Origin of the sequence: Nonomuraea sp. SYSU D8015 (genome assembly GCF_008065375.1) — a bacterium.
GTDB lineage: Bacteria > Actinomycetota > Actinomycetes > Streptosporangiales > Streptosporangiaceae > Nonomuraea.
The window spans coordinates 1,009,392-1,034,590 of sequence record NZ_VJYI01000001.1 but is presented as its reverse complement, the minus strand read 5'-3'; the positions used below and the strand labels follow the sequence as shown (position 1 = coordinate 1,034,590).

Genomic DNA, 25,199 nt, shown 5'->3' with positions numbered 1-25,199 from the left:
CTGATGACCGGCGTGCCGGACCCGGCGATCAGGCCAAGTGGCTGCGGCGTTCGGCGGGGGCCAGCGCGCCGGCCAGGTCGGCCGCCAGCCGCACCGCCTCGGCCGGGTCCAGCGTGGCGGTGGTGATGCGGACGAAGGGCGGGCCCGCGATCCGGTGCGGCTCCCCGGGGCCGAGCTCCCACCCGGCCTCGCGGAGCGCGCGCAGCACCGGGGCCTCCTCCGCGACCGGGACGACGACGTTGAACCCGGAGCGCCCGGTCGCCCGGACCCCCGCCGCGGCCAGGGCCGCGAGGGCCGCCTCGCGGCGCTCGGCGTACGTCGCGGCCGCCCGCGCGATGAGCTCCTGCGTGGCCGGATCGGACCAGAGGTCGATGACGAGCCGCTGGAGCACGTGGCTGACCCAGCCGGCGCCCAGCCGCTGCCGCCCCTCGACCCTGCTGGCCGTCCGCCGGTCGGCGGCGACCAGCGCCACCCGCAGGTCCGGCCCGAGGAGCTTGCTGATGGAGCGGATGACCGCCCAGGCGCCGAACCCGGGCGCGTCCGCCTCACGATCGCGGACGAGCGGGACGTAGCCGGCGCCCGAGATCAGCGAGGCGTGGTCGTTCTCGACGACCAGCACGCCCTCGTGGGGGGTCAGCACGCGCCGCAGCTCGCGGGCCCGGTCGGCGGTCAGCGCCGCGCCCGTCGGGTTCTGCGCCCGCGGCGTCACCACGCAGGCCGCCGACCCGCGCTCCAGCGCGGCGGACAGCGGCTCCGGCAGCATGCCGTGCTCGTCGACGGCGACCGGCACCGGCGCGAAACCCATCGCCCGTACCAGGTCCAACACGCCCGTGTGACCGGGGTCCTCGACCGCCACCCGGTCGCCCGGCCGCAGATGCGCGGACAACACGCGTTCGAGCCCGTCCATGGCGCCGCTCACCACGGCGACGTGCTCGCCCGCGACGTCCAGGTCGGCGAACAGGCGCCGCCCGACCTCGATCAGCTCGGGATCGACCGTGGGCGCGCCGTACAGGAGCCGGCCGGGGTCCAGCCGCCGCACCGCCGGCCGCAGCGACGGCAGCAGGTCGGGATCCGGGTTGCCCGAGGCCAGATCGCGCACACCGGCCCGCGCGTGCGCGGCCGGCCGCGTGACGAGCGGCGGCCGCCACACGACGCGCGTGCCCCGCCCGGCCTCCGCGGCGACGACCCCGCGCAGCCGCAGCTCGCGGTAGGCCGTGCTCACGGTGGTGGGGCTCACGCCGAGCCGCGCGGCCAGCCCCCGGACCGACGGCATCGACGCGCCGGGAGACAGGGCGCCGGACTCGACGGCCTGCTCGACGCTGGCGGTGATCTCGCGGGCGGTGGACCCCGTGATGGCCGGTTCCGTCGCCATGGCGTTCATCGTATTCGGGTTCGGATGAGCGTCAGTCGCCGCAGAGGCGGCGGGCCACGGGCAGATCGGTGACCAGGACGTTCACCCAGCCGCCGGAGAGCGCGGCCTTGATCGCCGACAGCTTGCGCAGGCCGCCGGCGACGCCGACCCGGCGCTCCACCGCGCGGAACGTCTGCGCGTCGATGCCGATGACCCGCTGGTCGAAGCCGGAGTGGACCAGCTTTCCCTGGGCGTCGAAGAAGTGCAGGCAGACGTCGCCGACCGCGCCCAGGGCCCGCAGCTCCTCCTGGTCGGCCTGGCCGACCGCGTTGCCGCTGCTGAGCAGGAGGGGCGAGGGCTCGAGGCTGCCGATGCCGACCAGCACGACCGTGAGCTCGCGCCACTGCGCCTGGACGTCCTGGATGCTCGGGTCCTGCAGCAGCGCGTCGCGGATCGTGCTGGTCGCGACCACGCCGGGCAGCGGCACGAAGACGGGCTTGGCGTAGGTGAGGTTGGCCAGGCGGGCGACCAGGCGGGTGGCGTGCACCTGGGCCTCGGGGCTGCCGACCCCGCCGACGAGCTGGATCACGCGGTCGGCGACCTGGGTGTTCTTCTGCGGCATGCGCTCCACCATGGCGAGGAGGGTCTCGCTCCAGGACGAGATGCCGATCACGTCGCCCCCGGTGAGGGTGACGCCGACGTAGGCGGCGGCCGCCGAGGCGAGCGGCGGGATCACGTCGTCCTGGAAGTCCTCGACGTCCACGACGACGGCGTCACGCAGCCCGTAGCGGCGCTGCAGCTCCTCCTCCAGCTCGGTGTGCACGCCTTCGGGCAGCGTGACCACAGTGCGGACGAGCCCACGCTCGACCGCCTCCTTGAGCAGGCGGGACACGCGCGGCTGGGAGATGTTGAGCGTGGCGGCGATCTCGGGCTGGCGCATGTGCTGCTCGTGGTACATGCGTGCGACCCTGGCCAGGAGCCGCAGGTGATCCTTGGTCGTGTCGCGCCTGCGTTCCGCGTTCTGGACCACCGCGCACCCCTTCCCTCGCCGCCGACTGCCTCTCCACCGCTGGAGGTCGATTCACCCTATTGTCCAGGCTGCGGCGTCAGGATCGGGACTTGCGCACGGCCTCGTGCCAGGCGGCCCTGGGCGCCGCGCGGCCCCGGGCTCCGGCCTGCGGGCTCGAACACGTCGGCGGGGCGCGGCCGGGCCTCCAGCCCCCTTGATCGTCCACAGCCCGGCCGCGAGCCCGGCGGCGTCGGCCGCGCCGAGGGCCGACAGGTCGTGCTCGCCGGAGCGGGCGACGGTGCGTCCGCGACGAGCTGCGCCCGCCCGGTGCCCGGTGACAGGCCGGTCACCACGGGGGCGGCGTCCGGCTCCCACCGCGGGGCCCCGAGCCCGCCGAACGCCGGAACGAAGTGCACGCCGTCCGGCTCGGCGTCCTCCGCCTCGGCCAGCAGCACGTCGGTGCGGACGCCGAACAGCTCGCTCAGCCAGCTGATCGTCCGGCCGGTCTCGCGGATGTTGCCCTCGACGCCGACCACCGGCCCGTCGCCCAGGTCCCAGGCGATGCTGCGGCACAGCCCCGGAGCGGCGGCGGCGCCGCCGACCGCCATCACGGACGAGCCGGTGCCGTACGTGGCCTTCACCGCGCCGGGCCGCCATCCGGCGTGGCGAACATGGCGGCGTGCGAGTCCCCCATGACCGCCTGCACCGGCACCCCGTCGGGCAGCGGCGCCAGACCGCGCACGGCGGGAAAGGGGCCTACGGAGGCGACCACCCGCGGCAGCACCTCGCGCGGCACCGCGAACAGCTCCAGCAGCCGCGCGTCCCAGTCCCCCGTCGCCAGGTGGAGCAGCTGGGTGCGCGAGGCGTTGCCGGCCTCGACGACGTGCTCGCCGCCGAGCCGGCTGAGCAGCCAGCAGTCCACCGTGCCCAGGCACAGCTCGCCCGCGCGGCTCCGGCGCCGGTCCGGATCGCAGGCGTCCAGCAGCCAGCGGGCCTCCGGATGACGCTCTGCGGCGGCTCGTCGCCGTGCATGCCGACGTGCCGGTGGTCGGCGACCACCTCCACTGGCCCGAGAATCGCCACACTCGCCCTCGGGTTCACGGCCACGGGACAGATCATGACAAGCCACCCAGTGACTGTCACGTACCAAAATTCCGGGCATCGGGTGGTGCAACACCTCCACCGTCACCGGCTCGGCCGATGAGACGGCCGCCGAACAGGACTGTGGTCCCCGAGCGATCCGCGCGGGGACCACAGTCCTGCCCCGGTCTCGGGGACGGCCGGACGTCAGGAGCCGGTCGCGCCGGCGGGAGCGGAGCCGATGAGCTTGAGCGGCTCGATCCGGCCCATGACCACGAGGTAGTTCAACGCGCCCACCAGGGCGATCACGCCGATCACCAGCAGCGGCACGACGAACGATCCCGTGGCGTCGACGAGCGCGCCCACCACGATCGGCGTGATGATGCCGGCGAAGTTGGAGGCGAAGTTCTGGACCCCGCCGATGGAGCCGACGTGCCTGGAGCTGGGGGCGACGTCGGCGGGCAGCGACCAGATGCCGGTGCCCGCGACCGTGAGGCTCCCGTACGAGATCGACAGGAGCGTCAGCGCCATCCACGCCTCCGGCACCACTGCGGCGAACATGATGACCGACCCGCCGACGAGCCCGCCGACGATGACCGTCTTGCGGACCCGGGTGACGGAGGCGCCCCTGCGGATGGCGCGGTCGGCCAGGAGCCCGCCGGCCCAGCCGGACAGCACCGCGAACAGGCCCGGGATGGCCCCGAAGAAGCCCAGCTTCAGCAGGGAGAACCCACGCTCGGTCACCAGGTAGGTCGGGAAGAAGGTGATGAAGAAGTAGATGACGCTGTTCAGGCAGAAGAAGCCGAACATCATGCTGAGCACCGTGCGGTAGCGGAAGAGGGACCGCCACGGGATGCGCACGGCCTCCTCGGCGTCGGTCTCCGCGGTGCGGGCGCCGCCGCCCTCGATGTACTCGACCTCGGCCGCGTTCGCCGCGGGGTGCCGGCGCGGGTCCCGGTAGAACCTCCACCAGAGGAGCGCCCAGACGACCCCGACCGCGCCGATGACGACGAAGACGGCGCGCCAGTGCAGCAGCGCCATGAGGCCGGTCACGACGGGGAGCGCGATGACCGCCCCGACCCTGGAGCCGGAGTCCCAGATGCTGGTCGCGAAGGCGCGCTCCCTGGTCGGGAACCAGGTGCCGACGACCTTGGCGGCGGTGCTGGGCGCCGGGCTCTCACCCACGCCGAGCAGGAAGCGGAACGTGATGAGGGTCCAGAAGCCGCGGGCGAACGCGGTCAACGCGGTGAAGATCGACCACCACACCGCGGCGAGGGCGAAGGAGCGCCGCGGCCCGACCTTGTCCACGTACCAGCCGGCGGCGAGCTGGCAGACGTCGTACGCCCAGAAGAAGGCGGCGAAGACCAGGCCCTGCTGCGTCGCGGTCAGCTCGAAGTCCTTCCCCATGAACGGCAGCGCGACGCCGAGACTCGCACGGTCGAGGTAGTTGATCGACAGTCCGGCGAACGCCAGCCAGATGATCATCCATCGGACCCGGGTGGCTCCTGAGTTCGGCTTGATCAGTCGGGGGTGCGTTTGCGCCACGCGACGCCTCCTTCGTGCTGGGGGAGCAGCCGCCGGTACGCCCTGATGAATGGCAGTAGTGAGATTCGACAGCTTTCGAGAATCATCTGATGAATCTTCGCGTTATGTCAAGTTTTCATAGGGATTTTGTCAAAGATTTCCCGACATGAACCCTGATTGATCTGATGATTGCGGGAAGAAGCGGCGGCGGCGTGAGGCGACGGCCTTACACTGGTCAGATGACTACCCGCGAGCCGCGCGCATCGCAGTCCGACATCGTGGTCGAGGGCATCAAGCGCATGATCATCAACGGCGCGCTGACGGCGGGATCGCGCCTCCCCGTGGAGAAGGACCTCGCCGCCCAGCTCGGCGTGTCACGCAGCTCGCTGCGCGAAGGGGTCCGCGCGCTGGTCATCTCCGGCGTGCTGGAGACCCGGCAGGGCGACGGCACGTACGTGACCGCGCTCGACCCCGCCATGCTGCTGAGCCCCATCGGTTTCCTCGTCGACCTGCACCGGCCGGAAAACGTCGCCGACCTCCAGGCCGTGCGGCGGGTGCTGGAGACGGAGGCCGTGGGGCGGGCGGCGCTGCGCATCACCGACGAGGAGCTCGACCGGGCCGAGGAGATCCTGGCGTCCATGGAGCTGCTGCTCCAGGCCGAGCCGATCGACCACGAGGCGGTCATGAACGCCGACATCATGTTCCACCGCCTCATCGCCGGGGCGTCGCGCAACACGACACTGGAGGCGCTGGTCGAGGCGCTGGCCAGCCGGACGGTGCGGGCCCGCCTGTGGCGGGCCATCAACGCCGAGGGCGCCGAGTTCGACACGCACAAGGAGCACCGGGCGATCCTCCAGGCGCTCAGGACGCGCGACCCCGACGCGGCCCGCCTGCGCATGGGCGTGCACCTGCTCGCGGTGGAGCAGTATCTGTCGGCGAATCAGGACTCCGTGGCCCTGGCCCAGTAGTCGCCGCCGGGGAAGGTGAACGTCGCCAGCGTGGCGTCGTGCATCCGGGCGCTGTAACCGGGGCGGTCCGGCAGCACGTAGGCGCCGTTCCTGACGACGCACGGGTCTGTGAAGTGCTCGTGGAGGTGGTCGACGTATTCCGTCACCCTCCCCTCGAGCGAGCCCGACACGGCGACGTAGTCGAAGATCGACAGGTGCTGGACCAGCTCGCACAGGCCGACGCCGCCGGCGTGCGGGCACACAGGCACGCCGAACTTCTTGGCCATCAGGTACACCGCGACGATCTCGTTGACACTGGCGAGCCTGGCGGAGTCGAGCTGGCAGTAGTCGATGGCCTCGGCCTGGAACATCTGCTTGAACAGCACCCGGTTCATCCCGTGCTCACCGGTCGCCACGCCGATGGGCGCGACGGCCCGGCGGATCGCGGCGTGGCCGAGGATGTCGTCCGGGCTGGTGGGCTCCTCGATCCACAGCGGCTCGAACTCCGCGAGCGCGCGCACCCACTCGATGGCCTGCGGCACGTCCCAGACCTGGTTGGCGTCGATCATCAGATGAGCGTCGGGCCCGATGACCTCCCTGGCGATGCGGAGCCGGCGGACGTCGTCGTCGAGGTTGGCGCCGACCTTCAGCTTCACGTGCCGGTATCCGGCCTCGACGGCCTCCTGACAGAGCCGGCGCAGCTTGTCGTCGGAGTAGCCGAGCCAGCCCGCGCTGGTCGTGTAGCACGGGTAGCCGGTCTCGGCCAGCTCGGCGACGCGCTCGGCACGGGTCGGCTCCAGCTCCTTCAGCAGGGCTACGGCCTCGTCGCGGGTGAGCACGTCCGACAGGTACGACAGGTCCGCGACGTCAGCGAGCTCCTCCGAGGTCATCTCCACGAGCAGCCGCCAGAGCGGTTTGCCCGCGACCCGGGCCGCCAGGTCCCACACGGCGTTCATGACCGCGGCCAGGGCCAGGTGTTCGACGCCCTTGTCGGGGCCCAGCCAGCGCAGTTGCGAGTCGGACTTGAGGTGGCGGTAGACGCCGCCCAGGTCCTTGACCACGTCCTCCACGGTCATGCCGACCAGCGGAAGGCCGCGCTGCTCGGCGGCGAGCACGCAGATGTCGTTGCCCCTGCCGATCGTGAACGTGAAGCCGAAACCGGACAGGTCCGGATCGTCAGTCCTGATCATGACGTAGGCGGCCGAGTAGTCGCCGTCCTTGTTCATCGCGTCGGAGCCGTCCTGGCTCAACGACGTCGGGAAGCGGACGTCGATCACGTCGACACCGATGATCGCGGTCATTCACCTCTCCTGCGGGGCTCGCATGGAACATCACGATTAGTGATGTCGGGTCAGCCAGTGCGACGATACATCTGATGACTAAGCTTGCAAAGTCTGACATTTCCCAGCAATTTTGCCAGTAACACTACTCTTTCATCTGATGTTTGATGTGGTGTATGTGTATGCTGCTGCCTGCGACACCAGACCGATGGGAGCCCGAACGGTGCTGACCGCCAACTACCTGGGGAATCGGGAGATCGGCATCCGCGAGGCGGATCCGCCGCCTCCGAAGGCCGGCCAGGTGCAGATCGAGGTCGCCTACACCGGCATCTGCGGCACGGACCTGCACATCCTCCACGGACACATGGACGCCAGGGTGAAGCCGCCCGCCGTCGTCGGACACGAGATGAGCGGGGTCATCGCCGCCGTGGGCGACGGGGTGGAAGGGTGGGCTCCCGGCGACCACGTCACCGTCATGCCGCTCGACTGGGACGGCACGTGTCCCGCGTGCCGCGCGGGCAACCAGCACATCTGCCAGAACCTCACCTTCGTCGGCATCGACTCCCCCGGCGCGCTCCAGGGGCTGTGGAACGTCGACGCCGGCCTCCTGGTCCCCTTGCCCAAGACCCTCCGCCTGGACCACGCGGCGCTGGTCGAACCCGTCGCGGTGGCCGTTCACGACGTACGCCGCGCCGAGGTCGCGCCGGGCGATCGCGTGGTGGTCGTCGGCGGCGGGCCCATCGGCGTGCTCATCGCCACCGTCGCCAGGCACGAGGGCGCGGAGGTGGTCGTCGTGGAGATCGACCCGCTGCGCAGGGAGGCCGCCGCGGCCATGGGGTTCCGTGTGCTCGACCCCTCGGCCACCGACCAGGTCACCTGGGTCGAGGAATGGACGCGGGGCGCGGGCGCGGACGTGGCGTTCGAGGTGTCCGGCGCCGCGGCGGCGGTCCTCGGCGTGACGAACCTGGTGAAGGTGCGCGGCACCGTCGTCGTGGTGGCCATCCATCCGCAGCCGCGACCGGTCGACCTGCAGCGCGTCTTCTGGCGCGAGCTGCGGCTGCTGGGCGCGCGCGTCTATCAGCGCGCCGACTTCGACCGCGCCGTCGAGCTGCTCGGGGCCGGCGTGATCCCGGCCGACGAGCTGATCACCGAGATCGTGCCGATCAGCGAGACGGCGAACGCGTTCGCCGCCCTGGAGTCAGGGCGGGCCATGAAGATCCTCGTGGACGTCTCAGGAGGTGCGGCGTGAGCCGGGAACTGTTCGACCTGACCGGGAACACGGCCGTCGTGACCGGCGCACGCCGCGGCATCGGCCTGGCCATCGCCGAGGCGCTCGCCAAGGCGGGCGCCGACATCATCGGCGTCAGCGCGAAAATGGAGCCGTCGGGCAGCGAGGCGGCGCGCCGCGTGGAGGCCGCGGGGCGGACCTTCACGCCGCTCCAGGCCGACTTCTCCGACCGGGCGGCCGTCACCGCGCTCGCCGCCGACCTCGAAGGGCGCGGCGTCGACATCCTGGTCAACAACGCCGGCACCATCGAGCGCGAGCCCGCCGCCCAGCACCCGATCGAGATGTGGGACAGGGTCATCGAGACCAACCTCAACAGCCAGTTCGTGCTCAGCCAGGCGGTCGGGCGGTCCATGATCGAGCGAGGGCGCGGCAAGATCATCTTTGTGGCGTCGCTGCTGAGCTTCCAGGGCGGCATCAACGTGCCCGGCTACACCTCGTCCAAATCGGCGATCGCGGGGTTGACGAAGGCGCTGGCCAACGAGTGGATGTCCAAGGGGGTGAACGTCAACGCCATCGCCCCCGGCTACATCGCCACGGACAACACCCAGGCGCTCCGGGACGACCCCGAACGCAGCCGGTCCCTTCTGGAGCGCATCCCTGCCGGGCGGTGGGGAGCGGCGAGCGACCTCGGCGGCGCGGCGGTGTTCCTGGCGAGCCGTGCCTCCGACTACGTCTCCGGCATCGTGCTCCCCGTGGACGGCGGCTGGCTCGCCCGCTGACGCCCATCCGGAAACGGCGGCCCGACCCCCGCGCCCGCCCCCGCGCCAAGGGGCGGCGGGCGCCGACGCGCAGCATCGCACCAAAGGCGGCGGGGCGACATGCGGCCGGCGGCGGGCAGCGTGATTCCGTGGGCGGCGTAGTGCGCCCATCTCTCCAGGGCCGGGCCGCGCGCCCGCCGTCAGGGCGTCACATGCGGTGGCGGCGGCCCGGCCGAGGCGCGAGGCACCGGCCGGCACGCACCGCGAGACGGCGGCGGGACGGGGCGCCGACGGACATACGTCGGGAGACGCCGGCCGGCACGCACGGCAAGGAGCGCGACGGGATGCGGCGCCACCGGCGCGTGCTCCGGAAGGTGGCGGCCGCCCATGCGGGTGCGCCTCGACGGCAGGCGGCCGCGGCGGGAGACATCCGGCCGGACACGGGGCAGCACGGGCAGACGTTGCTTTATACGCGCCTTATGATGTGCGCGACATATGGACATCAGGCTCATGCTGCTGAGAGTGGCGGGACCGCTGCTCGTGCGGGTGGCGGTCCTGTCCGGCATGCGGCGAGGACGGCGCGCGCTCGTCCTGGCCAACCAAGCACTTGTCTACGCCGCGCTGACCGCCGTCGTGGGCGCCGTCTACTTCGGCGTCATCGCGCTGGGCACGGCGCTCGGCACCTGGTCCGACCTGGTCGCGGCGCTGGTCGCGGGCATGCTCTTCCAGCCGGTGCGCCTACGGCTGCAGAGCGCGGTGGACCGCCTGTTCGCCATGGAGCACGACCCCTACCGGCTGGCCGACCGGGTCAGCCAGAGCGTGCAGGAGGCGCCGGGGCCCGCCGAGGCGCTGGCCTCCGCCGTCGCCGCGGCGCGGCGGGCCCTGGGCGCACCAGGCCTGGCGGTCGAGGTGGTGCTGCCCGGCGGCCGCATGCGTACGGTGTCCGACGGCGAGGTCGGCCCCGACCCCACCGTCGTGCGACTGGAGTGGCACGGCAAGTCCATGGGATGGGTCATGGTGGCCGGCGGGCCCAGGGACCAGGCGCTGCTGGACATGGTGGCCAGGCAGCTCGCCGAGGTGGCGCACGCCGTACGGCTCGGCGCCGAATTGCAACGTTCCCACGAGCGCATCCTCCTCACCCGCGAGGAGGAGCGGCACAAGCTCCGGCGCGACCTCTACGACGGCCTCGGGCCCACGCTGACCAGGCTGGCGATGAGCGCGGACGAGGCACGGCTCAGCCTGGCCGGCGGCCCCGAGGCGGTCGATCCGCTGCTGACCCGGATGCGCCGGCAGATGACGGATGCCGTGGTGGACGCCCGCGAGCTGGTGTACGGGCTGCGGCCGCCCCCGCTCGACGGCGCCGACCTGAGCGAGCTGGGCCTGGAGGGCGCCCTGCGCACGCTGGCCGACGCGCCGGGGCCGCAGATCGACGTGGACGTGTCGGGCTCGCCGGCCGATCTGCCCGCCGCCGTGGAGGTGGCCGCGTACAAGATCGCCCATGACGCGGTGGCGAACCTGCGCAGGCACGCCCGGGCCACGACGGCGCTGATCCGCGTGGAGCGGCGGGACGGGAGGCTCCGGCTGGCCGTGTCCGACGACGGGATCGGCCTGCCCGAGCAGCGCCGCCAGGGCGCTGCTCGGATGCGCCACCGCGCCGAGGAGCTCGGCGGCACGTGCGAGGTCGCCGCCCGGCCGGGCGGCGGCACCGAGGTCGTCGTCCACCTGCCTGTACGGGAGAGCTGATGAGGAGCATGGGCCGGCGGGTCCTGCTGGCGGCCGTGTGGGGGCCGGCGGCGCTGTCGCCGGTGGCCACGCTGCTGGCCTGGTGGCTGACCGAGCAGGTGGAGTCCTGGAACGAGATGCAGATGGGCTTCGATCCGATCGGGCTGTTCTTCCCCGCCGCGGGCGCGTTCCTGATCTCGCACCGGCCGCGGCTGCTGTTCCCCTGGCTGCTGTGGGGCACGGGCGTGATCTGGGCGGTGTGGCTCCTGGTCTACGCCGGATCGCTGTGGCTGACGGTGCACGACCCGGGCCCGCTGACGCCCTACCTCGCCTGGCTGTCCCTCTGGTTGTGGTTGTGGGCGGTGCCGGTGTTCGGCGGGATCATGCCGCTGCTCTTCCCTGACGGGAAGCTGCCGTCCAAACGGTGGCGGCCGGTGCTCTACGGCAACCTCGTCCTCATGGTCGGTCACTCGCTGCTGCTCGGCCTGTCACCCGATCCGTCCTTCGAGTTCGGCCTGCCGCTGGAGAACCCGTTCGGCGTCGAGGCGCTCGGCAGGATCCCCGAGGTGGTCGAGTCCTGGATCGGGCCTCCGATGATCCTGCTCTGCCTTCTCGGCGTGGTGTCACTCGGTTTCCGGTACCGGTCCGCCGCTCCCGAGGTCCGCCGCCAGATCGCCTGGTACTTCTGGGCGATGGCCATCTTCGTCACCTACTGGATGGTCACCGGACCCAGCGATGACCCGTTCGTGACGAGCGTGCGCATCGCCCTGGCGGCCGGCGTCCCCATCGCGGTCATCGCCGCCGTGCTGCGCCACCAGCTCTACGGCATCAGCCTCATCCTCAACCGCACGCTGGTGTACGGCACGCTGGCGGTCGTCGCCGGCCTCACCTACTCGGTGCTCATCTGGGCGGCCAACAGCGTGGCCGGGGACTACGGGGCGGTGGCGGGGCTCGCCGCGGCGATGACCACGGGCGCGATCTTCCATCCGGCGCGGTTGCGGCTGCAACGGTCGGTGGACCGGCTCTTCAACGTCGAACGGGACCCGTACAAGGCGGCCGATCTGCTCAGCCGCACCGTGCAGCGGGCCGGCAGCCCGTCGGAGGCGCTGGCGGAGGCGCTCTCCGTGGTACGGGCCTCGCTGGGCGCCCGCGGCGCGGGCGTGGCGGTGGCCGGGGAACCGGTGGTGTCCTTCGTGGACGGCGAACTGGGCGCCCGGCCGCGGGCGGTCGACCTCACCTGGCACGGTCGGCGGACCGGGCGGCTGCTGCTGGCCGGCGTGTGGCCGAACAGGCGGCAGCTGGCGGTCATGACCAAGCACCTGGCCGAGCTGGCGCACGCCGTACGGCTGAGCACCGACCTGAGGAGCTCGCACGAGCGGATCAGCGCGACCAGGGACGAGGAGCGGCGCAGGCTCGGCAGGGAGCTGCACGACGGGCTCGGACCCACGCTGACCAGCGTCACGATGACGCTGGACGAGGCACGGCGACGGCTGGAACGCGACCCGGGATCGGTGGACGAGCTGCTGGTCAGAGTGCGGGAGGAGATGACCAGCACGCTGACGTCGGTGCGGGAGCTGGTGGACGGCCTGCGCCCGCCCGCGCTGGAGGAGCTGGGGCTCGCGGGCGCACTCCGCGAGTTCGGCCGGTCCCCTGGACCGTCGGTGGAGGTCAGGGTGGAGGGCGACCTCGGCGACGTGCCCGCCGGGGTCGAGACCGCGGCGTACCGGATCGTCCAGGAGGCGCTGACCAACGTCCGGCGGCATGCCCGGGCCGCCTCGGCGCTGGTCACGCTGGGCCGCGACGACGGGACCCTGCGGGTGGTCGTGGCGGACGACGGGATCGGGCTGCCGGAGGAGCCGTCACCGGGGGTGGGGCTGACGTCCATGCGGGAGCGGGCGGCCGAGATCGGCGGCACCTGCGCGATCGGCCCGCGCGAGGGCGGCGGCACCGTGGTGACGGCCGCGCTCCCGTTGTGACGCGGTGCGGGCACGCGGCAGGCGGGTGAGGACCTCACCTTCCCCTTCAAGCCCAATGATCGTCTAGAAACCCAGTGACAACACGATGCCGGACATTCGGCAACAAAACCTCCCCAGACTCACCTGCAGCAAGATCTTGGAGGTGGGTGTTGGGGTACAGCAGACGCGATTTCCTCTCCGCCGTCGGCGTGTCCGGCGGGGCAGGCGCGCTCTTCGCGACCATGGGGGCGCTCGGGCTCGCGCCGTCGGCCGAGGCGTCGGCGAAGGGGGTGTTCGAGCCGCCGCAGCCATCCGACTTCTCGCTCACCGGGCGGTCGGCGAAGAAGGTGGTGATCCTCGGCGCGGGGATAGCGGGCCTGGCCACGGCGTACGAGCTGGGCAAGGCAGGCTATGACTGCACGGTCCTGGAGGCGCTGGACCGGGTCGGCGGCCGGAACTGGACCATCCGCGGCGGCGACCGGGTGACCGAGCTCGACGGCTCCACGCAGGTCGCGCGGTTCGGCGACGGCGTCTACCTGAACGCGGGCCCGGCCCGGCTGGCGCAGTGGATGGTCACCATGGACTACTGCCGCGAGCTGGGCGTGGACCTGGAGGTCTTCACCAACTCCAACGCCCAGGCCTACATCTACCACCAGAACATGACGGCCCCCGTCCGGTGGCGTACGGCCAAGGCCGACGTGTACGGCTACGTCTCGGAGCTCCTGTCGCGGGCGACCGACGCGGGGGCACTGGACGCAGCCCTGACCGCGCAGGACAAGGAGCGGCTGATCGCCTTCCTGTCGAGCTTCGGCGCGGTGGGCGACAAGGCGAGCGGATTCAAGTATTCCGGAACCGCCCGGCGCGGCTACGGCGTCAACCCGGGCGCGGGCGAGCAGCCGGGCACGGTGCTCGGGCCGGTGCCGTCGCTGTCGGAGGTGCTGGCGAGCGGCGTCGGGCAGCGGTTCGCGTTCGAGTTCGGCTACGACCAGGCGATGCTGATGTTCCAGCCGGTAGGCGGAATGGACGCCATCCCGCGGGCCTTCGCCGGCAAGATCGGACGGCAGCGGATCAAGCTGCGCAGCAAGGTCACCAAGATCACCGATCTGCAGGACGGCGTGGAGGTGGAGTACCAGGACCGCCACGGCCGTACGCAGAAGATCACAGCGGACCTGTGCGTCGCGGCGATGCCCCCGAACATCCTCGCCAAGACCACGCACAACCTCGGCCCGCAGATCCAGGCCGCCCTCGCCACCCCGGCCGTGGCCAGCTCGGGCAAGATCGGGCTGGAGTACCGGCGCCGCTGGTGGGAGACCGACGAGGACATCTACGGCGGCATCACCGCCACCGACCTCGACCTGGCCACGATCTGGTACCCCTCCTACGGGTACGGCTCCGCCCGCGGCCTGATCGTCGGCTACTACAACTTCGGCGCCCAGGCCGACGCCTACGCCGCGCTCAAGCCCGCTGAGCGCGAGCGCCGCGCGATCGAGCAGGGCATGAAGATCCACGGCGCGAAGTATCGCGACGAGCTGCTGTCGTCGGTGTCCGTCGCCTGGAAACTCCAGCCGCACATCGAGGGCGCCTGGGTGAGCTGGCCGTCCCGTCAGGGCGCGTACCAGCTGCTCAACAAGCCCGCCGGCCACGTGTACTTCGCGGGCGACTGGCTGAGCCACATGATCGCCTGGCAGTCGGGAGCCCTGGAGTCCGCCCGCAAGGTCGTCACCGAGATGCACCAGCGCGTCATGAGCGCCTCCTGAGAGGACACCTCCGCATGAAGATCCGCAGCATCGCCCTCCCCGCGGCCGTCGTCCTCGTCCTCGGCACGAGTGCGGCCGCCGCCGCCCCGACCTGGTCGCCCCGGCCGCAGGAGATCAAGCCCTTCCTGCCCGCGGGCACCACGAACCCCGCGATCGCCGACGGCGTGGCGCTCGGAAAGCTCGTGGCCACGTACACCGCCAGCGGCCTGGGCCCGGCGGCGGCCAACCCCTCGGCCCCCGCCGACTCCCCCGAACGCCACGTCGACTTCCCCGGCGGCACCCTGCCCCCGGGTGTCACCATCACCGAGGCCCAGGCGCTCAACGTGCTCAAACGCATCAAGGCCAACCTCGCCGCGGCCGGGCTGGGCCTGGCCGACGTCGTCTCCATGCGCGCCTACCTGGAGAAGCCCCCGGGCGCCGAGGCGGCGGACTTCGCCGGCTGGAACCGCGCCTACCGCCAGTTCTTCGCCAACACGGACCTGGCCACCGGACAGCCCGTGCCCGTCCCGCTCGGCACGGCGCCCCCCGCCCCGCCCATGGAGGTCAATCCCGCCCGCCCGGCCCGCGTGACGATCGAGATCGCCAACCTCCCGGTCGCGGGCTGGCTGGTCGAGGTGGAGGTCGTCGCCGCGTACAAGCGCTGACCGCCGGAGCCCCTGCCGGGGCCGGTCAGGAGGCGGGCGTCCACGAGACGGACCCCGTCCCGGGCGCGGCCCCGGCGGAGGGCCGCAGGCTCCCGTTGCGCACCAGCCGGATGGCCCGCTCCAGGTCAGGGGTCATATAGCGGTCATCCACCAGGGGCGGGACGTGCCTCCTGATCTCCGCGTGCAGGCTCCGCGTGACGGCGCCGAGCGGCAGGCCCGCCATCTTCCCCGCGATGAGGTCGATCCCCTGGGCCGCCATCAGATACTGGACCGCCAGGACGATCTCGAGCCGGTCGAGGTTCTCGTGCAGGTGACGGACGGAGGCCATCGCCATCGTGTTGTGGTCCTCCTGCCCGTCCTTGACCGGCCGCGACAGCGTCCCCGCGGGGACGGCCCTGACCTGCATCTCCGGGATCAGCGCCGCGGCCACCGTCTGCACCTGCACCATGCCGGAGTTCAGCCCGACCGCCCCACCGGCCAGGTTCGCCGGCAGGCCGTAGCTCCATCTGGGCGACAGCAGACGCCCCGATAGCTCCTGCGACAGCACGCCGACGTCGGCGATCTCCGCGTTCAAGGTGTCGGCGAGATGCCCCATGACGGAGCCGTCCCAGTTGCCGCCCATCACGAACTCGTACCCCAGCCCCCGGTCCCGCTTGAAGATCAGCGGGTTGGAGGTCGAGGAGTTGGCCTCCCGTACCAGTGTCCGGCGTGCGTCGGCGAGCACGTGCCGCAGCCCGGCCAGGATGTGCGGCGCCGCCCGCACCGACACCGCGTCCTGGACCCGCGGGTGGTAGTTCGCCGGGTCGAGGCGCCTGCGCCCCTCCTCGGTCATCCAGCCGGAGCCCGCCACCATCGCGCGCAGCCGGGCGGCGACCGCGTCCTGCTCCGGGATGCGGCGTTCCTTGTGGGTACGCGCGTCGAGCGAGCCCTGCTCGGCCCTGGTCGCCTCCATGAACAGGGCGAAGGCGCCCTCCGCCTGGTCGGCGAGCACGCTCGCCCGGTGCACGGCGTCCATCAGCGTGGCGGCCACGACCGTGCTGCCGCTGATGATCGGCAGCGCTTCCCCGGCCTGGAAGGTGAAGGCAGCGGGCAGCCCGGCCTTCGGCAGGATCTCGGACGCGGGTCCCTCCTGGCCCCTGTAGCGCACCGGGGCGTCCTCGCCGAGTGCTGCCAGTCCCGCCGCCGCCTGCGGTTGCAGGTCGCCGGTGCCGAGTGAGCCGATCTGCGGCATGCGCGGCACGACCCCGGCGTTGACCATGTCCAGCAGACGCTGGGGCACCTCGGGCCGCACCCCGACCTTTCCCCTGGCCATCTGGTTCGCCTTGAGGATCATGGCCAGCCTGACCACGTCGTCGGGCAGCGGCTCCCCGACGCCCGCGGCGTGGGAGCGCAGGACGTTGCGCTGGAACCGCTCGGCGTCGGCGGGCGACAGCGGGGTGTCCTTCAGCGGCCCGAGCGCCTGGTTCCAGCCGTACACCCGCTGGTTCTCCAGCGCGGCCAGCGCTCCCTCCCGCGTCCTGCTCATGGCCGCCTGGGCGTCGGGTGCGATCCGCGCGGAGACGGGGCGGCCCTCCAGGATCGCGAAGGCGTCCCGGAGGGAGAGCGAGTCGCCGTCCAGCACGAGGTTCAGCACCGACTGCGCGGCGGGCGGCTCGGGTTCGGCCACCGCCTGACCCGGCACGCAGACGGCGGCGGCGAGCAGGCTCACGCCGAGAGCCACGCGTCGCGTTCTTGTGATCACCTTGGGTCCCCCGGCCGTCACGACGAAGCTCGATGCCGCTCCGTTATAGCCAGGGGCGAGGGAGCGCCGACGATGGCTCGCACCGGCGGGTCGAGAGTTGACCCGTCTCCGCCGCTCCCATGGCCGGCCGCTTACGTCACCAGCGGCGAGAGCGGGCAGCACGGGTCAGCCTCCCGGGCCGCGAATCCGGAGCACGAACCGCGCCCCGGCGTCGGAGTCCTCGATGGTCAGGGTGCCGCCGTGGGCCATCGCGATCTCGCGGGCTATGGGCAGGCCGAGGCCGGTGCCGCCGGCGTCGCGGTTGCGCGAGTCGTCCAGGCGGGTGAAGCGCTGGAAGACGATTTCGCGCTGGTCGGGTGCGATGCCCGCGCCGTCGTCGAGCACCTCCAGCACGGCCGTTCCGTCCTGCTGCCGCACCGTCACGACGATCCGCGTCTCGGCGTGCCGCTCGGCGTTGTCCAGCAGGTTCGTCAGCAGGCGGGCCAGTTGCAGCCGATCGCCCATGACCACCACGCCCTCGTGCAGGATGGTGACGACGCGCTTGGCACGCGGCCTGGCGGTCTCGGTGACGACCAGTTCGCGCAGGTCCACGGGCTCGCGGGGGCTCGGGGCGCCCGCGTCCAGCTTGGTCAGCGTGAGCAGGTCGTCGACGATCGCCTGGAGCCGGTCCAGGCTGGCGAGCACCTCGGCGCCCGTCTCCCGCCAGTCGGTCTCCTCGGGGTGGAGCAGGGCCTCCTCGACCTGGGCCCGCATCGCGGTGATCGGGCTGCGCAGGTCATGGGAGGCGTCGCCGGTGAACCTGCGCTGCTGCTCCATCGCGGCCTCCTGCTTCCGCATCGCCGTCTCCAGCCGCTCCAGCGTCTGGTTGGCGGTCTCGGCCAGGGCCCTGATCTCGTCGTCGGTCTCCGGCACGGGGACGCGCATCCCGCCGCCGCCCGTGGTGATCTCGGCCAGCCGCGTGGTGATGCTGCTGACGGGCGCGAGGGTCCTGGCCACGACCCGCGACACGCCGAACCAGGTCAGCGCGACCAGCCCCGCCGTCACGCAGATCTCGAAAGCGATCACCTGCGGGCTGACGTACCAGGGCACCGCCGGGGCGAAGGCGTAGATGACCCAGGTGCCGTCCGGCTGGTACGCGCGCAAGGCGACCACGATCTGGCACCGGCCGGGGAACGCGGGCAGGTCGCAGAGCTCCGCGACGGTGTTGGCCCGCTCCGGATGGGACAGGGCCGCCGTCTGGCGGGGCTTGCCGGCCAGGCTCGGCGTCCAGGCGACCGGACGCCCGGCCGCGTCGACCACCTGTATGCCGTCGAGGCCGTTCGGGTCCAGCACTGGGGGCAAGCGGTTCTTCTTGACCTGGATGAGCACACGCGTGGCCTTGCCGGACACCTCGAGCGACCGGACGTCGCGGGCATCGTCCCGGATGCCATACAGCACGAGCGCGCTGATGACGATGTTCAGCAGCAGCATGGCGATGCCGGCGAGCAGGGCCAGCCGCGTCCGCAGCGACCGGCGCAACCGTGTCTTCACCCCGTCTCCCTCCGGCGATCAGAAGATCACGGTCATCCCGCTCGCCGCTAACTTAGGGAGATTCGTCGAAAAATACGGTTACGCAGGTTGAATGCACAGAATCTTCGCTCCTGGCGCGGACCGGGGGCCACGCGGATCACTGGGCGGCGGTGACCGGGAGCCCGGTCCCCGGTCCCGCCACGAGGAGGGCGGCCTAGATCCGCGCCCCGGCGTCCGCCCCGTTGCCGGGACGCGGGAAGCCGGAGGACGGGATCAAGCGTCCGCGGCCCGGGGGCGAACGAGCCCTCCGCAGCCGCGGCGAGGCGACTTCACCGGGAGACGGCAAGCAGCCAAGGCATCTCCCCGGAACGGGCCGCGGTGGTGGATGCTGTAGTGCGGACGCGTTCCCGATCTTCCGGAGCTGGAATGGCCTCTCCCTACTCCCCGCCCCCTCCCCCGCCCCGGCGGTCCTCGCTCAAGTGGCTCGTCGTGGCGGTGGTGGCCGGTTCCGTCGTGCTCTCCCTGCTGTTCGTCGCCGCGGTGGCCGTCGTCGCGGTGAAGACCGGGGAGCGGGAGGAGCCGGTGACCGATCCGGTGCCGTTCAGCCTGCAGCCGGTGCTGGAGGAGAGCTCGCCGCCCTGCGCGAGCGGCACGCTGACGGCCACCGACGGGACGGCGTGCTACCGGCTCGCAGAGGGCCTCACGGTGCGGCGGGTGGGCGACGCCCAGGCCGGGATCCGGACCGGCGACACGGAGTGGACGGTGCAGGTGCGCCTGGAGAAGGCGGACGCGGACGCGTTCCACCGCCTGACCGCCGGCCTGCACCAGCAGCCTCCCCCGCGCAACCGGCTGGCGATCGTGGTGGAGGGCAAGGTGCTGACCGCGCCGACGCTCACGCAGCCGATCCCTGGTGACGAGCTCGAGATCACCGGAAACTTCACCCAGGAGGCCGCCACCGATCTGGCCCGCCGGCTGCAAGGGCGCCGGGCTTCGTAGTCGAGCCTCAACCGCACTTCTCGGCCGGTGGCGGCTTCGTGGGGAGGGTGAGGCCGGTCTCGCCGAACCACTTCCGCAGCAGCTTCGCGGCCGTGCCGTCCTGCCACATCTTCGCGACCGCCCGGTTGACCGCCTCGCACGTGGCTTCGTCGCCCTTCTTCAGCCCAACCCCGTACCGCTCGTCAGTGAACGGGTCGTTCAGCAGCTTGTACTGGTCCGGGTCGTGGCTGGAGAGGCCGGCGAGCATCATGTCATCGGTCGTCACCGCGTCGAGCTCGCCGTCGAGGAGCTTCTTCACGCACTCTGGGTAGTCGTTCGCGGCGACCAGCCGGGCGGGCAGGCCGAGCTGGCCGTCCGGGGGCGACTCGGTGATGCGCTTGTAGGAGTTGGAGCCCGGCACCTGGCAGATGCGCTTGTGCTTCAGGTCGGTCGCCGTGGTGATGTCGGAGGCGTCGGCGCGCACCATGGTGTCCTGGTGGGCGACGACGTACGGTCCGGCGAAGGTCACGTAGTTCTTGCGTGCGGCGGTGATGGAGTACGACGCGACGACCATGTCCACGGTGCCGTTCTGGAGCAGTGCCTCGCGGTTCGCCTGCCGCGACTCCCGCCACGTGATCGTGACCTTCCGGCCGCCGGCGAGCTCTTTCACGATGTATTCGGCGACGTCCACGTCGAAGCCCTCGGGATCGCCGTCCCCGTCCTTCAGGCTCAGGTTCGGCTGGTCCCACTTCGTGCCGATCGACACCTCCCCGTTGTTCCTGATCTTCTCCACGACACTGGAGCCGCCTGCGTCATCACATGCGGACAGGGCAAGCGCCATGGTCGCGGAGGCGAGCACCGCCCCTGCTCGACGCATCTGCATGGTGACCTCAATCCGATCTCTCGGCTGCCCAATCCATGGAGCGTGCCATAAGCGGCGTAAAGCGGACCTCGAGCGTTCGTATGGCTATGTCCATATCGCCCACATATGTGCCGATTGAGGTGCCTGTCACACGTTCCCTTGTTAACGATGTACGCATACTGTTAGGCTCGCCTAAGCCAGACGAGGGCGATAATCGTCGTCAGCTCGCGTCTTCAGACTCATTCCGTCTTGTACGGCGTACGCATCGCCAAGGAGTCAGTGATGTCGGCCACGATCTCACCGCCGGTCACCGGCCCGGATCCCGGGCGGGCACTGATCGCCGTGATGGAGCCGGTGCGGGACCGGCTGGTCGCCGCGATCGCGGTGGCCGTCGCGGCGGCCGTCCTCGGCGTGACCGGGTTCGCGCTGGTCGCGCTGGCGCTGCGGGAGCTGCTGGAGCCTCAGCCGGCAGCCCCCACGGTGTTCTGGCTGCTGGGCGGGGCACTGGCCGGGCTGCTGGCCAGATTCGGGCTGCGGGCGCTGTCGTTCCGCCTCTCCCACCTCGCCTCCTTCGACCTGGAGGTCGAGCTGCGCGCCCGGCTGGCCGAGCACCTCGCGCGGATCCCGCTCGGCGAGGCGCAGCGGCTCGGCTCAGGAGCGGTCAAGAAGGTGGTGCAGGACGACGTCCGCGCGCTGCACGTCGCCGTCGCCGACTCGGTGCCGCTGGTCGGCTTCACCCTCGCTCAGCCGGTGGCCGCGCTGGTCGCCCTCGGCCTGCTGGACTGGCGGCTGCTGCTCGCCGTGCTGGCGCTCGGGCCGATCGTGATGATCGGCATGCGGCTGGCGAATCGCGACTACGCCGAGACCCGCCGCGCCTACGACGAGGCCAACGAGGCGATCAACGCCGCCGTGGTGGAGTTCGTTCAGGGCATGCCGGTGGTGCGGACCTTCGACGACGGCACGTCCTCGTTCCGCCGCTTCGCCGCCCGGGTGCACGCGTTCACCAAGGCGACCGCCGCCTGGCAGGACAGCAGCCGAGGCGCGATGATCTTTTCCCGGGCGATGATGGCCCCGCTCCCCGCCCTGGTGATCATCCTGGCGGCCGGCGTCTGGCTGACCGCGGCCGGCTCGATGTCGCCGGGGACGCTGGTCGTCGCGCTGGTCATCGGCACCCTGCCGATCGAGTCGATCATGCCCTTGATGTGGCTGGCCCATCACCTCAACGATTCAAAGGCCGGGGCCGCCAGGATCGCCGCCCTGCTGGCCATCCCGCCGCTGCCCGAGCCCGAGCGGCCCGAGCGGCCCGCGGACGGGTCCATCCGGTTCAGGAACGTCCGCTTCTCCTATGACGGGGGCCGCCCGGCGCTGGACGGCGTCGACCTGGACATCCCCGCCGGAACGGTGTGCGCGCTGGTCGGGTCGTCGGGGTCGGGCAAGTCGACCGTCGCCCGGCTGATCCCCCGGTTCTGGGACGTCACCGAAGGGGAGATCCTGGTCGGCGGGGCCGATGTCCGCCGGATCCCCTCCGAGGTGCTGCTGCGGCACGTCTCGATGGTCTTCCAGGACCCGTTCCTGCTGGAGGACACCATCGCCGCCAACATCCGGCTCGCCCGCCCCGAGGCGAGCGACGCCGAGGTGGAGGCGGCGGCGCGGGCCGCGCAGGCCCACGACTTCATCGTCTCGGAGCTGCCGCACGGCTACGGCACACGCGTCGGCGAACGCGGCGCCCGGCTGTCCGGCGGCCAGCGCCAGCGGATCACCATCGCCCGGGCCATGCTGGCCGAGGCGCCGATCGTCGTCCTGGACGAGGCGACCGCGTTCGCCGATCCGGAGAACGAGGCAGCGATCCAGGACGCCGTCGCCGAGCTCACCCGGGGCCGCACCGTGGTGGTGATCGCGCACCGGCTGTCCACCGTGGCGGACGCCGACCAGATCGTCGTCCTGGACGCCGGCCACGTCGCCGAGCGCGGCACCCACCAGCAGCTCCTCGACGCCGGCGGCCGGTACGCGCGGCTGTGGGAGCACCACCAGCGCGCCCGGACCTGGGCGCTGGGCTCAGGAGACAAGGCGGTGACCCGATGAGGAGGATCCTGCGCCTCATGATGCTGGCCGCGGGCGGCTACCGGCGCGAATACGTGCGCTGCCTGCAGTCCTCGCTGGCCGCCTCGGTCGTCCAGGCCGCGGCGTACGCGACGCTGATCCCGCTGCTGTACGAGCTGACCCGCCCCCAGGTCGACGAGGCCGCGGCGTGGGGCTGGTTCGGCGCGTTCGCGGCCTGCTACGTGGCCGAGACCGCGCTGCGCCTGTACGAGCTGCGCTTCCAGTACACCAAGTGGGCCGACGTGCTCGCCGAGGCGCGGCTGCGGCTCGGCGAGAAGCTTCGCACCATGCCCCAGCCCGAGCTGGAACGGCGCGCCGCCGGAGACCTGACCACCGTCGTGGGCGGCAACGTCGCCAACGCCACGATGGGCGTGTCCACCATCGGCCTGCTGTTCACGCAGCTGATCACGGTGCCCGCCGTGCTCGGAGTGATCATCGCGGTGGTGGATTGGCGGCTCGGGCTGGTGCTGGCCGTCTCCGTCCCGTTCGCGGTGTTCTTCGTCCGCCGCATCCAGCGGGCCTCCGGCTCCGGCTTCCGCGGGATCGACGCCGCCGACGCCCGCGCGGCCGACCGCATCGTCGAGTACGTCCAGGGACTTGCGGTGCTCAAGGCCACCGGCCAGGCGGGCCGGCAGTCCAGCCGGCTGACCGACGCGCTGCGCGCGCAGGGCGAGGCGATGAGCGCCATGCAGAACCGGGTGACCTGGCCGGGCGTACTGGCCTCCAGCGTGGTGCAGCTGTGCCTGGTGGCCATGGTGGCGGTGGGGGCGGCGCTGGTGCTCGGCCTCGACCTCTCCCCCGCCCTGCTGCTGGCGGTGGCGGCAGGCGCGGTGCGCTTCGCCGAGCCGCTGGCCACCGCCTCGTCGATGTCGCAGGTGTTCGAGATGACCGACGCCGCCCTGGAGCGCGTGGGTGAGGTGCTCGGCAGCCGCCCGCTGCCCGCCGGCGCGCCCGATGCCCGGATCGACCGCTTCGACCTGGCCTTCGAGGAGGTCTCCTTCTCGTACGGCGAGACGCCCGTGCTGCGCGGGGTGTCGTTCACCGCGCCCGAGCGCAGCCTGACCGCGCTGGTCGGCCCGTCCGGATCGGGCAAGACCACGATCACCCGGCTCCTCACCCGCTACGCCGACCCGGGCTCCGGCACGGTGCGGATCGGCGGCCTGGACCTGCGCGACCTGGACCCCGCCGAGATCTACCGGCACGTCTCGGTGGTGTTCCAGGACGTCTACCTGTTCGACGACACCATTCGCGCCAACATCGCCATGGCCCGCCCCGACGCCACCGACGAGGAGGTGGAGGCGGCGGCGCGCGCGGCCAACGTCCACGACTTCGTCTCGCGCCTGCCCGACGGCTACGACACCCGCGTCGGCGAGATCGGCGGATCGTTGTCCGGGGGCGAGCGCCAGCGCATCTCCATCGCCCGCGCGATCCTCAAGGACGCCCCCGTCGTGCTGCTGGACGAGCCCACCGCGGCCCTGGACACCGAGAGCGAGGTGGCCGTCCAGAACGCCATCGACGCGCTGGTCGCGGACAAGACCGTGCTGGTCGTCGCGCATCGCCTCACCACGGTGGCCGGCGCCGACCAGATCCTGGTCCTCGACGACGGCCGGATCACCGAACGCGGCACGCACGCGGAGCTGATCGCCTCCGGCGGCCGCTATGCCGCGATGTGGGCCGCCCAGACGCGCGCGCGACGCTGGCGCGTCCCCTCCTCCACCACGTGAGACGCGGCCACCGATAGGGTCGCGGGAAGAGGACGGGCACGGCCAGGAAGGACTCCGCCATCGTCACCCGCCAGCCGCGCCGCCGGCTCACCGAGCGCATGATCGTCGAGCATGCCATGAGGCTGGTGCGCGGCTACGGCCTGCAGGCGGTGACGATGCGGCGCCTGGCGGACGAGCTCGGCACGGCGCCGATGTCGTTGTACCGCCACATCCCCGACCGGCAGGCGCTGATGGTCGCCATGCTCGACCAGGTCGCCCGCGAAATCCGGCTCCCGCCGCCGGCGGGCGACCCGCGCGCCGAGATCACCGCCGTGCTCACCGCGATCCACGACGCCCTGCACCGCGATTCCTGGGCCATCAGCCTGATCGTCACCGACAAGCTCGCCGGGCCTGCGATCATGCCTGCCCTGGAGCGCCTGTTCGCCGCCCTCCGCCGCGCCGGGCTCACCCTGCGCGACAGCCGTGTGGCCTACGCGTTGCTGTGGCACTACACCGTCGGCGAACTCCTCGACGCCCACATGGACATCCCGGACGACACCTTCGCCCGCCAGATGATCCGCGACGCCGACCCTGACGCCTACCCCACGCTCGCCGCCGTCGCGCAGGCCGCGCCTCCCGGCCCGCCCGGCGACTGGTTCGCCGAAAACCTCCAGCGCCTCCTGGACGGGCTGCTGCCGCCGATCGTCCGCCCCTGACGGACGCCCACAGCGAAGGCGCCGCGACCACGCGGGCGCGCCCCGCTCGAGCGTGGCGGATCTTCGCCCGGCACGGTCGCGGCCACCGCCGCCCGGCTCCTGGCCGACGCCGCGAGGCCGGGGTGGCGCGAGGACCTCCGAGCTCAGCTGCGGCGATACCCGGGGCACGCGCACGTGATCGTGGGCTCCCGTGATCCGCTCACCATCGAGGGACAGGCCCTGCTGGACGCACTCCCGCGAGCCGCCGTGACGGTCGTCGCCGGGGCGGGCCATCACCCCCAACTGACGCATCCCCAGGGACGTCGCCCGGGCCATCCGCGAGCACGCCGTCCCCCGAG

The 25,199-nt window shown here is 72.1% G+C and carries 20 protein-coding genes; 11 read left to right on the top strand and 9 right to left on the bottom strand.

The window, feature by feature from the left end:
- Window positions 1-28 precede the first annotated feature (28 nt).
- The 5 genes from ID574_RS06875 to ID574_RS06860 all read right to left on the bottom strand — a co-directional run bounded on the left by ID574_RS06875 (window position 29) and on the right by ID574_RS06860 (window position 4,985).
- Complete coding sequence (locus ID574_RS06875; RefSeq protein WP_188187851.1) at window positions 29-1,372, bottom strand: aminotransferase class I/II-fold pyridoxal phosphate-dependent enzyme; 1,344 nt, start codon at window positions 1,370-1,372, stop codon at window positions 29-31.
- Between the two features lie 31 nt (window positions 1,373-1,403).
- Window positions 1,404-2,381 (bottom strand): sugar-binding transcriptional regulator, encoded by a 978-nt coding sequence (locus tag ID574_RS06870; protein ID WP_223166430.1) that lies wholly within the window; start codon window positions 2,379-2,381, stop codon window positions 1,404-1,406.
- A 56-nt stretch (window positions 2,382-2,437) separates the two neighbouring features.
- Window positions 2,438-3,001, bottom strand: coding sequence for an FGGY-family carbohydrate kinase (locus ID574_RS59535; RefSeq protein ID WP_223166429.1), 564 nt, complete (start codon window positions 2,999-3,001; stop codon window positions 2,438-2,440).
- The gene (locus ID574_RS59530) at window positions 2,998-3,522 is read right to left on the bottom strand and encodes an FGGY family carbohydrate kinase (RefSeq protein WP_223166428.1); all 525 of its coding nucleotides are present in this window, start codon (window positions 3,520-3,522) and stop codon (window positions 2,998-3,000) included. Before ID574_RS59530 ends, ID574_RS59535 begins: the two co-directional genes overlap by 4 nt.
- A gap of 125 nt (window positions 3,523-3,647) precedes the next feature.
- A complete protein-coding gene (locus ID574_RS06860; protein WP_223166427.1) occupies window positions 3,648-4,985 on the bottom strand; it encodes an MFS transporter in 1,338 nt (445 codons plus the stop codon).
- A gap of 218 nt (window positions 4,986-5,203) precedes the next feature.
- Between ID574_RS06860 and ID574_RS06855 the strand changes: the two genes are divergently transcribed.
- Entirely contained in the window at window positions 5,204-5,932 is a 729-nt protein-coding gene (locus ID574_RS06855) for a FadR/GntR family transcriptional regulator (protein WP_188187850.1), read from the top strand.
- Here the strand turns inward: ID574_RS06855 and ID574_RS06850 are convergent.
- Window positions 5,905-7,212 carry an L-fuconate dehydratase gene (locus ID574_RS06850; RefSeq protein ID WP_188187849.1) on the bottom strand — a complete coding sequence of 436 codons (1,308 nt, stop codon included), beginning with the start codon at window positions 7,210-7,212 and terminating at the stop codon, window positions 5,905-5,907. The genes ID574_RS06855 and ID574_RS06850 overlap by 28 nt on opposite strands.
- A 187-nt stretch (window positions 7,213-7,399) precedes the next feature.
- Between ID574_RS06850 and ID574_RS06845 the strand changes: the two genes are divergently transcribed.
- From ID574_RS06845 to ID574_RS06820, 6 genes are all read left to right on the top strand, one after another.
- A complete protein-coding gene (locus ID574_RS06845; RefSeq protein ID WP_188187848.1) occupies window positions 7,400-8,440 on the top strand; it encodes a zinc-dependent alcohol dehydrogenase in 1,041 nt (346 codons plus the stop codon).
- Window positions 8,437-9,198, top strand: coding sequence for an SDR family NAD(P)-dependent oxidoreductase (locus tag ID574_RS06840; RefSeq protein WP_223166426.1), 762 nt, complete (start codon window positions 8,437-8,439; stop codon window positions 9,196-9,198). The genes ID574_RS06845 and ID574_RS06840 overlap by 4 nt, the downstream gene beginning before the upstream one ends.
- A 474-nt stretch (window positions 9,199-9,672) precedes the next feature.
- Window positions 9,673-10,920: a sensor histidine kinase gene (locus ID574_RS06835; RefSeq protein WP_188187847.1), complete on the top strand. Its 1,248-nt coding sequence runs from the start codon at window positions 9,673-9,675 to the stop codon at window positions 10,918-10,920.
- Entirely contained in the window at window positions 10,920-12,875 is a 1,956-nt protein-coding gene (locus ID574_RS06830; protein WP_188187846.1) for a sensor histidine kinase, read from the top strand. The genes ID574_RS06835 and ID574_RS06830 overlap by 1 nt, the downstream gene beginning before the upstream one ends.
- 149 nt (window positions 12,876-13,024) lie before the next feature.
- Window positions 13,025-14,611, top strand: coding sequence for a flavin monoamine oxidase family protein (locus ID574_RS06825; RefSeq protein WP_442939232.1), 1,587 nt, complete (start codon window positions 13,025-13,027; stop codon window positions 14,609-14,611).
- 14 nt (window positions 14,612-14,625) lie between these two features.
- The gene (locus ID574_RS06820; protein ID WP_188187845.1) at window positions 14,626-15,255 is read left to right on the top strand and encodes a Rid family hydrolase; all 630 of its coding nucleotides are present in this window, start codon (window positions 14,626-14,628) and stop codon (window positions 15,253-15,255) included.
- Between the two features lie 25 nt (window positions 15,256-15,280).
- On the opposite strand, the gene ID574_RS06815 is transcribed toward ID574_RS06820, so the two are convergent.
- Both ID574_RS06815 and ID574_RS06810 read right to left on the bottom strand, forming a co-directional pair.
- Window positions 15,281-16,975 (bottom strand): HAL/PAL/TAL family ammonia-lyase, encoded by a 1,695-nt coding sequence (locus ID574_RS06815; RefSeq protein ID WP_223166424.1) that lies wholly within the window; start codon window positions 16,973-16,975, stop codon window positions 15,281-15,283.
- Window positions 16,976-17,161: 186 nt separating this feature from the next.
- A complete protein-coding gene (locus ID574_RS06810; RefSeq protein ID WP_223166423.1) occupies window positions 17,162-18,526 on the bottom strand; it encodes a sensor histidine kinase in 1,365 nt (454 codons plus the stop codon).
- Between the two features lie 405 nt (window positions 18,527-18,931).
- Between ID574_RS06810 and ID574_RS06805 the strand changes: the two genes are divergently transcribed.
- Window positions 18,932-19,501, top strand: a complete 570-nt coding sequence (locus tag ID574_RS06805) for a SecDF P1 head subdomain-containing protein (RefSeq protein WP_188187843.1) — start codon at window positions 18,932-18,934, stop codon at window positions 19,499-19,501.
- 7 nt (window positions 19,502-19,508) lie between these two features.
- Here ID574_RS06805 and ID574_RS06800 read toward each other — a convergent pair whose 3' ends face one another.
- On the bottom strand, window positions 19,509-20,363 hold the full coding sequence (locus tag ID574_RS06800; protein ID WP_188187842.1) for a glutamate ABC transporter substrate-binding protein: 855 nt from the start codon (window positions 20,361-20,363) through the stop codon (window positions 19,509-19,511).
- A 261-nt stretch (window positions 20,364-20,624) separates the two neighbouring features.
- Here ID574_RS06800 and ID574_RS06795 point away from each other — a divergent pair, with 261 nt between their 5' ends.
- From ID574_RS06795 to ID574_RS06785, 3 genes are all read left to right on the top strand, one after another.
- Window positions 20,625-22,424, top strand: coding sequence for an ABC transporter ATP-binding protein (locus tag ID574_RS06795; RefSeq protein ID WP_188187841.1), 1,800 nt, complete (start codon window positions 20,625-20,627; stop codon window positions 22,422-22,424).
- Window positions 22,421-24,166: an ABC transporter ATP-binding protein gene (locus ID574_RS06790; protein WP_188187840.1), complete on the top strand. Its 1,746-nt coding sequence runs from the start codon at window positions 22,421-22,423 to the stop codon at window positions 24,164-24,166. The genes ID574_RS06795 and ID574_RS06790 overlap by 4 nt, the downstream gene beginning before the upstream one ends.
- Window positions 24,167-24,264: 98 nt before the next feature.
- Window positions 24,265-24,861, top strand: coding sequence for a TetR/AcrR family transcriptional regulator (locus ID574_RS06785; protein WP_188187839.1), 597 nt, complete (start codon window positions 24,265-24,267; stop codon window positions 24,859-24,861).
- Window positions 24,862-25,199 lie beyond the last annotated feature (338 nt).

Bases quoted from the DNA above. Each gene is read 5' to 3' on its own strand.
- ID574_RS06785 (WP_188187839.1), top strand. From the start codon at position 24,265: ATGATCGTCGAGCATGCCATGAGGCTGGTGCGCGGCTACGGCCTGCAG.
- ID574_RS06805 (WP_188187843.1), top strand. From the start codon at position 18,932: ATGGCCTCTCCCTACTCCCCGCCCCCTCCCCCGCCCCGGCGGTCCTCG.
- ID574_RS06850 (WP_188187849.1), bottom strand. From the start codon at position 7,212: ATGACCGCGATCATCGGTGTCGACGTGATCGACGTCCGCTTCCCGACG.
- ID574_RS06800 (WP_188187842.1), bottom strand. From the start codon at position 20,363: ATGCAGATGCGTCGAGCAGGGGCGGTGCTCGCCTCCGCGACCATGGCG.
- ID574_RS06835 (WP_188187847.1), top strand. From the start codon at position 9,673: ATGGACATCAGGCTCATGCTGCTGAGAGTGGCGGGACCGCTGCTCGTG.
- ID574_RS06855 (WP_188187850.1), top strand. From the start codon at position 5,204: ATGACTACCCGCGAGCCGCGCGCATCGCAGTCCGACATCGTGGTCGAG.
- ID574_RS06795 (WP_188187841.1), top strand. From the start codon at position 20,625: ATGTCGGCCACGATCTCACCGCCGGTCACCGGCCCGGATCCCGGGCGG.
- ID574_RS06875 (WP_188187851.1), bottom strand. From the start codon at position 1,372: ATGGCGACGGAACCGGCCATCACGGGGTCCACCGCCCGCGAGATCACC.
- ID574_RS06790 (WP_188187840.1), top strand. From the start codon at position 22,421: ATGAGGAGGATCCTGCGCCTCATGATGCTGGCCGCGGGCGGCTACCGG.
- ID574_RS06820 (WP_188187845.1), top strand. From the start codon at position 14,626: ATGAAGATCCGCAGCATCGCCCTCCCCGCGGCCGTCGTCCTCGTCCTC.
- ID574_RS06845 (WP_188187848.1), top strand. From the start codon at position 7,400: ATGGGAGCCCGAACGGTGCTGACCGCCAACTACCTGGGGAATCGGGAG.
- ID574_RS06830 (WP_188187846.1), top strand. From the start codon at position 10,920: ATGAGGAGCATGGGCCGGCGGGTCCTGCTGGCGGCCGTGTGGGGGCCG.
- ID574_RS59530 (WP_223166428.1), bottom strand. From the start codon at position 3,522: ATGCCCGGAATTTTGGTACGTGACAGTCACTGGGTGGCTTGTCATGAT.